This is a genomic window from Pseudomonas sp. MPC6 (assembly GCF_006094435.1).
Classification (GTDB): Bacteria; Pseudomonadota; Gammaproteobacteria; order Pseudomonadales; family Pseudomonadaceae; genus Aquipseudomonas.
Genome location: NZ_CP034783.1, coordinates 4,927,818 through 4,940,149 on the forward strand (window position 1 = coordinate 4,927,818; position 12,332 = coordinate 4,940,149).

Genomic DNA, 12,332 nt, shown 5'->3' on the forward strand with positions numbered 1-12,332 from the left:
TCGCGATTTAAACGGCTACCGCCGATTCTTCGAGGAAGTCCTGGGCGAAGCGTTGCAACACGCCGCCGGCCTCGTAGATCGACACTTCTTCGGCGGTGTCGAGACGGCAGGTCACCGGCACTTCGACGCGTTCGCCATTCTTGCGGTTGATCACCAGCGTCAGCTCGGCACGCGGCGTGCGTTCGCCGATCACGTCGTAGGTTTCGCTACCGTCGATGTTCAGCGTGTGGCGGTCGGTGCCCGGCTTGAACTCCAGCGGCAACACGCCCATGCCCACCAGGTTGGTGCGGTGGATGCGTTCGAAGCCTTCGGCCGCAATCGCTTCCACACCCGCCAGGCGCACGCCCTTCGCCGCCCAGTCCCGGGACGAACCCTGACCGTAGTCGGCGCCGGCGATGATGATCAGCGGCTGCTTGCGTTCCATGTAGGTTTCGATGGCTTCCCACATGCGCATCACTTGGCCTTCCGGCTCGACGCGGGCCAAGGAACCCTGCTTGACCTTGCCGTTTTCCCGGACCATTTCGTTGAACAGTTTCGGGTTGGCGAAGGTGGCGCGTTGCGCGGTCAAATGGTCGCCCCTATGAGTCGCGTAGGAGTTGAAGTCTTCCTCCGGCAGGCCCATTTTCGCCAGGTATTCGCCGGCGGCGCTGTCGAGCATGATTGCGTTGGAAGGCGACAGGTGATCGGTGGTGATGTTGTCCGGCAGCACCGCCAGCGGACGCATGCCCTTGAGCGGACGCGCGCCGGCCAGTGCGCCTTCCCAGTACGGCGGACGGCGGATGTAGGTGCTCATCTCGCGCCAGTCGTACAGCGGGGTCACTTTCGGACCGGTGTCTTCGTGGATGGCGAACATCGGGATGTAGACCTGGCGGAACTGCTCCGGCTTGACCGAGGCCTTGACCACCGAGTCGATTTCTTCGTCGCTCGGCCAGATGTCTTTCAGGCGGATTTCCTTGCCATCCACCACGCCCAGCACATCTTTTTCGATGTCGAAACGGATGGTGCCGGCGATGGCGTAAGCGACCACCAGTGGCGGCGAGGCAAGGAAGGCGTTCTTGGCGTACGGGTGGATCCGGCCGTCGAAGTTGCGGTTGCCGGACAGCACGGCGGTGGCGTACAGGTCGCGGTCGATGATCTCTTGCTGGATCACCGGGTCTAGGGCGCCGGACATGCCGTTGCACGTGGTGCAGGCGAAGGCGACGATGCCGAAACCGAGTTGCTCCAGCTCGCTGGTCAGGCCGGCCTCGTCGAGGTACAGCGCAACGGTTTTCGAACCCGGCGCCAGGGACGATTTGACCCATGGCTTGCGGGTGAGGCCGAGCTTGTTGGCATTGCGCGCCAACAGGCCGGCGGCAATCACGTTGCGCGGGTTGCTGGTGTTGGTGCAACTGGTGATGGCGGCGATGATCACCGCACCGTCCGGCATCTGGCCGGGCACTTCGGTCCACTGGCCGGAGATCCCCTGGGCGGCGAGATCCGAGGTCGCGACGCGAGCATGCGGGTTGCTCGGGCCGGCCATGTTGCGCACCACCGAGGACAGGTCAAAGGTCAACCCGCGCTCGTATTGCGCGCCCTTCAGGCTGTCGGCCCACAGGCCGGTAATCTTGGCGTAGTTCTCGACCAGCTGTACCTGTTCGTCTTCGCGACCGGTGAGCTTGAGGTAGTCGATGGTTTGCTGGTCGATGTAGAACATCGCCGCAGTGGCACCGTATTCCGGGGCCATGTTGGAAATGGTCGCGCGGTCGCCGAGGGTCAGCGCCGAGGCGCCTTCGCCAAAGAACTCCAGCCACGCGCCGACGACTTTTTGCTGGCGCAGGAACTCGGTCAGCGCCAGCACCATGTCGGTGGCGGTAATGCCCGGCTGCAGCTTGCCGGTCAGTTCGACGCCAACGCTTTCCGGCAGACGCATCCACGACGCGCGGCCGAGCATCACGCTCTCGGCTTCCAGGCCACCGACGCCGATGGCGATCACGCCCAGCGCATCGACATGCGGGGTGTGGCTGTCGGTGCCGACGCAGGTATCCGGGAATGCCACGCCATCACGCACCTGGATCACCGGAGACATTTTCTCCAGGTTGATCTGGTGCATGATGCCGTTGCCCGGCGGAATCACATCGACGTTCTTGAAGGCTTTTTTGGTCCAGTTGATGAAGTGGAAGCGGTCTTCGTTGCGACGGTCTTCGATGGCGCGGTTTTTCTCGAACGCTTCCGGGTCGAAGCCACCACGTTCGACGGCCAGGGAGTGGTCGACGATCAATTGCGTCGGCACCACCGGGTTGACTTGCGCCGGGTCACCGCCTTGCAGGGCGATGGCGTCACGCAGGCCGGCGAGGTCCACAAGGGCGGTCTGGCCGAGAATGTCGTGGCACACCACGCGAGCCGGGAACCAGGGGAAATCGAGGTCGCGTTTGCGCTCGATGAATTGCTTCAGCGATTCGGTGAGCGTGGCCGGGTCACAGCGACGCACCAGGTTTTCCGCCAGCACGCGGGAGGTGTACGGCAGAGTGTCGTAGGCGCCGGGCTGGATGGCCTCGACAGCCGCACGGACGTCAAAGTAATCCAGATGGCTGCCGGGCAGCGGTTTGCGGAATTCAGTGTTCATCGTCAGGGACTCGGTCACGGTGGTTACAAAGGGTGGGGCGTGGCACAGGATTTGAATTGAAACCCGCCTCCTGTAGGAGCTGGCTTGCCAGCGAAGGCGGCGTGTCAGGCGACATGAATGTCGGATGTGACGACCTCTTCGCTGCGATGCGGCGACCCGACAAGCCAGCTCCTACAGGGGTTTCCGGTTCATTCAGCAACCAGTGCCGGTGCCCACCGGTCAGCGTTGTTCGATTGGCACGAACTTGCGCTGTTCGACGCCGGTGTACTCGGCGCTCGGGCGGATGATGCGGTTGTTGGCACGTTGCTCAAACACATGCGCCGCCCAGCCGGTCAGGCGCGAGCAAACGAATATCGGGGTGAACAACTTGGTTGGAATGCCCATGAAGTGATACGTCGACGCATGGTAGAAGTCGGCGTTCGGGAACAGTTTCTTCTGCTCCCACATGGTCTTGTCGATGGCTTCGGAAACCGGGAACAGCACCGTGTCGCCCACTTCGTCAGCGAGTTTTTTCGACCAGGCCTTGATCACCTCGTTGCGCGGATCGTTGTCCTTATAGATCGCGTGACCGAAGCCCATGATCTTGTCCTTGCGCTCGAGCATGCCGAGGGTGCCCTTGATCGCGTCCTCCGGCGAACTGAAACGTTCGATCATTTCCATCGCCGCTTCGTTGGCGCCGCCGTGCAGCGGACCGCGCAAAGTACCGATGGCCGCCGTGACGCAGGAAAACAGATCAGACAGCGTCGAGGCGCAAACCCGCGCGGCGAAGGTCGAGGCGTTGAATTCGTGTTCCGCATAGAGGATCAGCGAAACGTTCATCACCTTGACGTGCAACTCGCTCGGTTTCTTGTCGTGCAGCAGGTGCAGGAAGTGACCGCCGATGGTTTGTTCGTCGCTTACGCAGTCGATGCGCTTGCCGTCGTGGCTGAAGCGATACCAGTAGCACATGATCGCCGGGAACGCGGCCAGCAGGCGGTCGGTCTTGTCGTGCTGCTCGGAGAAGTCGTTCTCCGGTTCGATGTTGCCCAGGAACGAGCAACCGGTGCGCATCACGTCCATCGGGTGGGCGTCGGCGGGGATGCGTTCCAGCACTTCTTTCAAGGCTTGCGGCAGGTCGCGCAGCTTGCCCAGTTTGCTGATGTAGGCGGCGAGTTGCGCTTGGGTCGGCAGCTCGCCGTAAAGCAGCAGGTAGGCCACTTCTTCGAATTGGGCGTCAGCCGCCAGTTCGCGAACGTCGTAGCCACGATAGGTCAGGCCTGCGCCCGACTGGCCCACGGTGGACAGTGCGGTTTGCCCGGCAACCTGGCCACGGAGCCCGGCGCCACTGAGTACTTTTGCTTCGGCCATTGCTGTCTCCAGTTTTCTTGAATTTGTCAGGGAATCGGCAAATACCCGGATCGGGATTCACTCCGACCTTGTAGGAGCGAGTTTGCTCGCGATGGTGGATCGTGCACCCTGGTGTATCTGGGGCCACGCGTTATCGTTAACGTCCATCGCGAGCAAGCTCGCTCCTACAGGGAGTCGTTACTTCTTGGCGGCGAACAACGCATCGAGCTTCTGCTCGAAGGTGTGGTAATCGATGCGATCGTAAAGCTCCATGCGCGTCTGCATGGTGTCGATCACGTTCTGTTGCGTGCCGTCGCGGCGGATCGCGGTGTAGACGTTTTCCGCGGCCTTGTTCATCGCGCGGAAGGCCGACAGCGGGTACAGCACCAGCGACACATCGGCGCCTGCGAGCTGTTCGGTGGTGTACAGCGGCGTCGCGCCGAACTCGGTGATGTTGGCCAGGATCGGCGCTTTCACGCGGCTGGCGAACAGCTTGTACATCTCCAGTTCAGTGATGGCTTCCGGGAAGATCATGTCGGCACCGGCTTCGATGCACGCTTCAGCGCGCTCCAGGGCCGATTCCAGTCCTTCCACCGCCAGGGCGTCGGTGCGGGCCATGATCACGAAGCTGTCGTCGGTACGAGCATCGACCGCGGCCTTGATGCGATCGACCATTTCCTGCAGGGACACGATCTCTTTATTAGGGCGGTGACCGCAGCGCTTGGCGCCGACCTGGTCTTCGATGTGAATCGCCGCCGCGCCGAACTTGATCATCGACTTGACGGTGCGCGCGACGTTGAACGCCGAGGAACCGAAACCGGTGTCCACGTCCACCAGCAGCGGCAGGTCGCAGACGTCGGTGATGCGACGCACATCGGTCAGCACGTCATCGAGCCCGGTTATGCCCAGGTCCGGCACGCCGAGGGAGCCGGCAGCCACCCCGCCACCGGACAGATAGATAGCCTTGAATCCGGCGCGCTTGGCCAGCAGTGCATGGTTGGCGTTGATCGCACCAACGACTTGCAGCGGATGTTCGCTGGCGACCGCATCGCGGAAACGCTGGCCTGGAGTGCTCTTGTTGGAACTCATGACTCACCTCGTTCAGTGGCTGTCGGGTTAACGCCGTCCTGGTAGTGACGGGCGATATTGCGTTTGGAGGCGCCGATGTGGCGGCGCATCAACAACTCGGCCAGCTCACCGTCACGGTCGGCAATGGCGTCGAGAATCCGGTGGTGCTCGGCAAAGGCCTGGCGTGGCCGATTGGGCGTGGTGGAAAACTGGATGCGATACATGCGCACCAGTTGATAGAGCTCGCCGCAAAGCATTTGCGTCAGGGTGCGGTTGCCGCTGCCCTGGATGATTCGGTAATGGAAGTCGAAATCGCCTTCCTGCTGGTAGTAACCGACGCCGGCCTGGAACGCCGCATCGCGCTCGTGGGTTTCGAGGACCCGGCGCAGTTCGTCGATTTCTTCAAGGGTCATGCGTTCGGCTGCCAGGCGGCAGGCCATGCCTTCGAGGGACTCGCGGATTTCGTAGAGTTCCAGCAGCTCGGCGTGGTTGAGCGAGACCACCCGTGCGCCGACGTGCGGTATGCGCACCAACAGGCGCTGGCCTTCCAGGCGGTGAATCGCCTCACGCAACGGGCCGCGGCTGATGCCGTAGGTGCGCGCCAGTTCCGGCTCGGAGATCTTGCTGCCCGGAGCGATTTCGCCTTTGACGATGGCCGCCTGAATGCGTCGGAAGACATTCTCGGAAAGGGTTTCCGAATCGTCCTGCGCAATGACCGGCGGATCGAGTTGATCCAGCATATTGTCGACACCTTGATAACCAATGCCGCAAAAACTAACGAATACAGGCCGTATAGTCAAAGGATAATTAGGTATTGTCGACAATCGTCTAATAACCGACTGCATTCCATCAACGCAGCCGCACGGTTTACAGCCACCCGCCAGCGCTGGCGCCATAAAACCACCGTGCTAGAATGCCGGCCGCATTTGTTTGTGACATCTGCACGGCTTGTCATAGTTGATAGGCATACGAGGGAGCTTGCGCAGCGATGCCAGGGCCTTGAATTGAAGTATCGACCGCCGCGCCCCAGGATTTATGAGACTCAAGCCCTTCCCCGCATTCCTCTTTATGCTTTGCCTGCCCGGTTATGCCGCGGCGGGGGAAAAAACCGTGTACGGCCTCAACGAGTACGCCTCGCTGGACGGCATTAACCTGGAAGTCGCCGCCAAACTCGACACCGGAGCGAAAACCGCCTCCCTGAGTGCCCGCGACATCAAACGTTTCAAACGCAATGGCGAGTCCTGGGTGCGCTTCTACCTGGCCATCGACGCCGCCCATTCGCACCCGATCGAACGGCCGCTGGCCCGGGTCAGCAAGATCAAGCGCAGGGCCGGTGACTACGACCCGGAAGCCGGCAAGAAGTACACCGCCCGTCCGGTGATCGAGCTCGATATCTGTATGGGTTCGGCTTTACGCAGCATCGAAGTGAACTTGACCGACCGAAGCGCCTTCCAATACCCGCTCTTGATCGGCTCCGAAGCCCTGAAACGCTTCGATGCGCTGGTCGACCCCAGCCTTAAATACGCTGCTGGCAAACCCGCCTGCGCCACCGACGCACATACCGCAGAGTAATTCCAATGCGCTCTCTTACCCTCCACCTGAAATTCCTGATCGCCATCCTGGTGGTGCTGGGCATTTCAGTTACGGCCTATCAGATCTTTGTGCTCGGGATTCCCGTGACCGAAGACGCCACCGACGACTTGTGGAACATCGACGCCAAGGTCGAATTCGTCGCCAGCACCAAGGACCCGGTCAAGATCCAGATGTTCGTGCCGCCGCTGAGCCGCGATTACGTCAGCCTCAACGAGAGTTTCATCTCCAATAACTACGGCGTGGCGGTGAACCGGGTTGACGGCAACCGCAAGGTCACCTGGTCGGCGCGTCGGGCCAAGGGCAACCAGACTCTTTATTACCGCCTGGTGCTGACCAAGCGTTACAGCGGCGAAAAATTGAAGATCAAAGGCCCGACCTTCCGTGACAGCATGGTCGTGGAAGGCCCGGAAAAAATCGCCGCCGAAGCCCTGCTCGCGCCGATCCGCCAGCACTCGGCCGACGTCGAGACCTTCATTGGCGAAGCCATCAAACGCGTCAATAACGTCAACGATGACAATGTGAAGCTGCTGTTGGGCGGCGATCCGTCCGTCGGGCACAAAGCCAAAATCGTCGAACTGCTGCTGTCCATCGCCCACGTGCCGGTGGAAAAGGTCCACACCATTCGCCTGGTGGCCGACCAGCCGCAAACCCCGGAACTCTGGCTGCGCAGCTTCAACGGCACCGACTGGCTGTACTTCAACCCGGAAACCGGCGAGCAGGGCCTGCCCACCGACCGCCTGCTGTGGTGGACCGGCGACGAAAACCTGATCACCGTCGATGGCGGCAAGAAGGCCACTGTGACCTTCAGCATGAACAACAGCGAAATGAACGCCATTCGCCTGGCCAAGCTGACCGACGAAAACACCGACGCCAACTTCCTCGAATACTCGCTGTACGGCCTGCCGCTGCAAACCCAGCAGACCTTCATGATCATGGTGATGATCCCGATCGGCGTGCTGGTAATCCTGATCCTGCGCAACCTGATCGGCATCCAGACCCTGGGCACTTTCACCCCGGTGCTGATCGCCCTGGCCTTCCGCGAAACCCAGCTCGGCTTCGGCATCGTGCTGTTTACCATCATCACGGCCCTGGGCCTGTCGCTGCGTTCCTACCTTGAACACCTGAAGCTGCAGATGCTGCCGAGGCTGTCGGTGGTGCTGACCTTCGTGGTGGTGCTGATCGCGACGATCAGCCTGCTTAGCCATAAACTCGGCCTGGAACGCGGGTTGTCGGTCGCGCTGTTCCCGATGGTGATTCTGACCATGACCATCGAACGCCTGTCGATCACCTGGGAAGAACGCGGCGGCGGCCATGCCATGAAGGTAGCGATCGGCACGTTGTTCGCCGCGGCCCTGGCGCACTTGATCATGAGCGTTCCGGAGCTGGTGTACTTCGTGTTCACCTTCCCGGCGATCCTGTTGATCCTGGTGGGCTTCATGCTGGCGATGGGGCGTTATCGCGGCTACCGCCTGACCGAACTGGTGCGCTTCAAGGCCTTCCTGAAGAAGGCTGACGCCTGATGTTCGGCCTCTGGAAGACCTGGAAGGCCCTGGAAGCCCGGGGCATCATGGGCATCAATCGGCGCAACGCGGACTATGTGCTCAAGTACAACAAGCGCAGCCTGTACCCGATCGTCGATGACAAGATCATCACCAAGGAGCGCGCCATCGCCGCCGGCATCCATGTGCCGGAATTGTATGGCGTGATCTCCACCGAGAAGGAAATCGACAACCTCGACGCGATCATCGGCGGGCGCAACGACTTCGTGGTGAAACCGGCCCAGGGCGCCGGCGGTGACGGCATCCTGGTGATCGCCGACCGCTTCGAGGGGCGCTACCGCACGGTGTCCGGCAAGATCATCAGCCACGAGGAAATCGAGCACCAGATTTCCAGCATCCTGACCGGCCTTTATTCGCTGGGCGGTCATCGCGACCGGGCGCTGATCGAATACCGCGTGACCCCGGACCAGATCTTCAAGAGCATCAGCTACGAGGGCGTGCCGGACATCCGCATCATCGTGCTGATGGGCTACCCGGTCATGGCCATGCTGCGCTTGCCGACCCGTCAGTCCGGCGGCAAGGCCAACCTGCACCAGGGCGCCATCGGCGTCGGTGTGGACCTCGCCACCGGCCTGACCCTGCGCGGCACCTGGCTGAACAACATCATCACCAAGCACCCGGACACCACCAACGCGGTGGACGGCGTGCAATTGCCCTATTGGGACGGTTTCATGAAACTCGCCGCCGGCTGCTATGAGCTGTGCGGGCTGGGTTACATCGGGGTCGACATGGTGCTGGACCAGGAAAAAGGCCCGCTGATTCTTGAACTCAACGCCCGTCCCGGGCTGAACATCCAGATTGCCAATGATTGCGGCCTGACATTGCGTACCCATGCCGTTGAAGCGCGGCTTGAAGCATTGAAGACTCGCGGGATCAGCGAAACGGTTGCGGAACGGGTGGAGTTTGTCCAAGAGATGTTCGGGCATATTCCCGGGGTCGAGGGCTGATCCAAGACCGAGTCGCACCCTTCGCTGGCAAGCCAGCTCCTACAGGGATGGCGCTGAACCTTGTAGGAGCTGGCTTGCCAGCGAAGACGGCCTCACTGCCAACACACCCACCCAACCCTGCCGCCAATCTGCCAATCCCCGACTTCCCCTCTAGGAGCAATTCCCAGAGAAGACTACAATCGCCACCCCGCCTCGATGGCTGATCCGCCCCGCCCATGTTGACCTGTTCCGTACACCCGCTCCCCTATCTCGCCAATCCCGCCGACTACTTCGCGGCGATTCGTCATGCCCCCGGTGCCGTACTGCTCGACAGTGGTCGGCCGACTGCCGATCGCGGTCGTTATGACCTGCTCAGCGCCTGGCCGCTGGAACAACTGGCCGTATTGCCTGACGAAAGCGGCAGCGATTTCCTGCAGCGCCTGCGCGACAACCTGACACGGCTGGGTGAAGCCGCGCTGCCGTTTGACCTGCCTTTCGCCGGCGGCCTGATCGGCTACCTGAGCTATGACTTCGGTCGTCACCTGGAGCATCTGCCGAGCCTGGCGCAGGACGACCTGCAATTGCCGGATGCGCGTTTCGGGCTCTATGCCTGGGCACTGATCAGCGATCACCAACTCGAGACCAGTCAGCTGGTGTTTCACCCGACGCTGATCGACAGCGAGCGACAACGGCTGATCGCCTTGTTCAGCCAGCCCGGGATCGAGCCGGTCGAGCCTTTCACACTGAAAGCACCGATGAGCGCCGACTTGAGCGCTGATGAGTATCGCCACGCGCTGGAGCGCATCCAGCACTATATCCAGGCCGGCGACTGCTATCAGGTCAACTTCGCCCAGCGCTTCCGCGCGCAATGCCAGGGCGACCCCTGGGCCGCCTACTGCGCGTTGCGCGCCGCCTGCCCGACGCCGTTTTCCGGCTTCCAGAGCCTGCCCGATGGCGGCGCGGTGTTGAGCCTTTCGCCAGAGCGTTTCGTCAAAGTCAGCGAGCGCCATGTGGAAACCCGCCCGATCAAGGGCACCCGCCCTCGCGGCCTGACCGCCGGCGAAGATGCGGCGAACGCCGCCGAACTGCTGGCCAGTCCCAAGGACCGCGCGGAAAACCTGATGATCGTCGACTTGCTGCGCAACGACCTCGGCCGCACTTGCCGCATCGGCTCGGTGCGGGTGCCGGAGTTGTTCAGCCTGGAAAGCTACCCGAACGTGCATCACCTGGTGAGCAGCGTGACCGGGGAACTGGCGGATGACCGGGACGCCCTGGACCTGATCGCCGGCAGCTTCCCGGGCGGATCGATTACCGGCGCGCCGAAGATTCGGGCGATGCAGATCATCGACGAGCTGGAACCGACGCGTCGTGGCTTGTATTGCGGTTCGTTGCTGTACCTGGACGTGCGCGGCGAGATGGACAGCTCCATCGCCATTCGCAGCTTGCTGGTGAAGGATGGGCAGGTCTGTTGCTGGGGCGGCGGCGGGATCGTCGCCGATTCCGAGTGGCAGGCCGAGTATCAGGAGTCGATTACCAAGGTGAAGGTGTTGCTCGATACCTTGCAGAATCTTTAAGAGCTTCGCCGGCAAGCCGGCTCCTACAGGTTTTCTGCCGCCCCCCAATTATGCGGTCAACAAATAGCTGTAGGAGCCGGCTTGCCGGCGAAGGCGCCCTCGAAATCGACTACAGACTCAGGGCCCGATTGGAGGCCTTGATGAACTCCTGCTTCAGCGCTTCAAAGCTGTGCACCGCCGGGAACTGTGGAAACTCGCGAATCACATTGTCCGGCGCATGGAACAGAATCCCTGCATCCGCCTCGCCCAGCATCGTGGTGTCGTTGTAGGAATCCCCCGCCGCAATCACCCGATAGTAGAGGCTCTTGAAGGCCAATACCGACTGGCGCTTGGGATCGCGCTGACGCAACTGATAGCTCGTCACCCGACCGGAGTCATCCGTGATCAGGCGGTGGCAAAGCAGGGTCGGGAAGCCCAGTTGACGCATCAGCGGCTGGGAGAATTCGTAGAAGGTGTCCGACAGAATCACCACCTGAAACCGCTCACGCAGCCAGTCGACGAACTCGACGGCACCGTCCAGCGGCTTGAGCGTGGCGATCACTTCCTGGATGTCGGACAGCTTCAGGCCGTGCTCATCGAGGATCCGCAGGCGCTGCTTCATCAACACGTCGTAGTCGGGGATGTCCCGGGTGGTGGCCCTGAGGGAGTCGATCCCGGTTTTTTCGGCAAAGGCGATCCAGATTTCCGGGACCAGCACACCTTCAAGATCCAGACAGGCAATTTCCACGAGACACTCCCATTTGTATTGATTATTGAGTCGAGCGAGCAAAAAGACTGCCGAACTCTAGCGACTCGGGCGGGCCTGCGCAACGCAGAGGGCGCACCAGCCGCTGCAGGATTTTGTTACCATTAGCCCCATATAGAGCGCCCAGCGCCACCGACCTGTAGGAAGCCGCCCTGATGAGCCCATCGTTCGATGTCGTGGAACTCGCCACGACCTATGCCAACAAATCCGCCCAAGACATCCTGAAACTCGCGTTCGCCGAGTTCGGCGATGACCTGTGGATATCTTTCAGCGGCGCCGAAGACGTGGTGCTGGTGGACATGGCCTGGAAGCTGAACAAAAACGTCAAGGTATTCAGCCTCGACACCGGCCGCCTGCACCCCGAGACCTACCGTTTCATCGATCAGGTGCGCGAGCACTACCAGATCGAGATCGAGCTGGTGTCACCGGACTACACGAAACTTGAACCCTTCGTGAAGGAAAAAGGCCTGTTCAGTTTCTATAAGGACGGCCATGGCGAATGCTGCGGCATCCGCAAGATCGAGCCGCTGCGTCGCAAGTTGTCCGGCGTGACGGCCTGGGCCACCGGCCAGCGTCGAGACCAGAGCCCGGGTACCCGCAGCGCCGTCGCGGTGATGGAAATCGACACCGCGTTTTCGACGCCGGAACGCACCCTGTACAAATTCAACCCGCTGGCACAGATGACCAGTGAAGAGATCTGGGGTTACATCCGCATGCTCGAGCTGCCGTACAACAGCCTGCACGAACGCGGCTTCATCAGCATTGGCTGCGAACCTTGCACCCGTCCGGTGCTTCCGAACCAGCACGAGCGTGAAGGTCGCTGGTGGTGGGAAGAAGCGACGCAGAAAGAATGCGGGTTGCATGCGGGGAATATCATCAGCAAGTCCAAGGCGTAATTCCTCGGCCTGATGCAATCCCCTGCAGGAGCGAGCTTGCTCC

General features: G+C 61.5%; 10 protein-coding genes. 5 read left to right on the top strand and 5 right to left on the bottom strand.

All coding sequences use genetic code 11. The annotated features are described in order from the left end of the window. Positions 1-7 precede the first annotated feature (7 nt). The 4 genes from acnD to ELQ88_RS24695 all read right to left on the bottom strand — a co-directional run bounded on the left by acnD (position 8) and on the right by ELQ88_RS24695 (position 5,733). Positions 8-2,602 carry a Fe/S-dependent 2-methylisocitrate dehydratase AcnD gene (gene acnD, locus ELQ88_RS24680; RefSeq protein WP_138968368.1) on the bottom strand — a complete coding sequence of 865 codons (2,595 nt, stop codon included), beginning with the start codon at positions 2,600-2,602 and terminating at the stop codon, positions 8-10. 219 nt (positions 2,603-2,821) lie between these two features. After that, a complete protein-coding gene (gene prpC / locus ELQ88_RS24685; RefSeq protein ID WP_128870640.1) occupies positions 2,822-3,949 on the bottom strand; it encodes a 2-methylcitrate synthase in 1,128 nt (375 codons plus the stop codon). A 177-nt stretch (positions 3,950-4,126) separates the two neighbouring features. After that, positions 4,127-5,017 (bottom strand): methylisocitrate lyase, encoded by an 891-nt coding sequence (gene prpB / locus ELQ88_RS24690; protein ID WP_064678896.1) that lies wholly within the window; start codon positions 5,015-5,017, stop codon positions 4,127-4,129. Next, the gene (locus tag ELQ88_RS24695; protein WP_178084770.1) at positions 5,014-5,733 is read right to left on the bottom strand and encodes a GntR family transcriptional regulator; all 720 of its coding nucleotides are present in this window, start codon (positions 5,731-5,733) and stop codon (positions 5,014-5,016) included. The genes prpB and ELQ88_RS24695 overlap by 4 nt, the downstream gene beginning before the upstream one ends. 298 nt (positions 5,734-6,031) lie before the next feature. Between ELQ88_RS24695 and ELQ88_RS24700 the strand changes: the two genes are divergently transcribed. The 4 genes from ELQ88_RS24700 to pabB all read left to right on the top strand — a co-directional run bounded on the left by ELQ88_RS24700 (position 6,032) and on the right by pabB (position 10,648). Next, positions 6,032-6,568 carry an ATP-dependent zinc protease gene (locus tag ELQ88_RS24700; protein WP_128870642.1) on the top strand — a complete coding sequence of 179 codons (537 nt, stop codon included), beginning with the start codon at positions 6,032-6,034 and terminating at the stop codon, positions 6,566-6,568. A 5-nt stretch (positions 6,569-6,573) separates the two neighbouring features. After that, positions 6,574-8,109, top strand: a complete 1,536-nt coding sequence (locus ELQ88_RS24705) for an inactive transglutaminase family protein (protein WP_138968370.1) — start codon at positions 6,574-6,576, stop codon at positions 8,107-8,109. Then, positions 8,109-9,095 (top strand): alpha-L-glutamate ligase-like protein, encoded by a 987-nt coding sequence (locus ELQ88_RS24710; RefSeq protein ID WP_138968372.1) that lies wholly within the window; start codon positions 8,109-8,111, stop codon positions 9,093-9,095. Before ELQ88_RS24705 ends, ELQ88_RS24710 begins: the two co-directional genes overlap by 1 nt. 215 nt (positions 9,096-9,310) lie before the next feature. After that, on the top strand, positions 9,311-10,648 hold the full coding sequence (gene pabB, locus ELQ88_RS24715; protein WP_138968374.1) for an aminodeoxychorismate synthase component I: 1,338 nt from the start codon (positions 9,311-9,313) through the stop codon (positions 10,646-10,648). 109 nt (positions 10,649-10,757) lie between these two features. Here the strand turns inward: pabB and thrH are convergent, their stop codons facing one another. Continuing rightward, positions 10,758-11,375: a bifunctional phosphoserine phosphatase/homoserine phosphotransferase ThrH gene (gene thrH / locus ELQ88_RS24720; protein WP_128873406.1), complete on the bottom strand. Its 618-nt coding sequence runs from the start codon at positions 11,373-11,375 to the stop codon at positions 10,758-10,760. A 173-nt stretch (positions 11,376-11,548) separates the two neighbouring features. Here thrH and ELQ88_RS24725 point away from each other — a divergent pair, with 173 nt between their 5' ends. Beyond that, the gene (locus tag ELQ88_RS24725) at positions 11,549-12,289 is read left to right on the top strand and encodes a phosphoadenylyl-sulfate reductase (RefSeq protein ID WP_128873405.1); all 741 of its coding nucleotides are present in this window, start codon (positions 11,549-11,551) and stop codon (positions 12,287-12,289) included. Positions 12,290-12,332 lie beyond the last annotated feature (43 nt).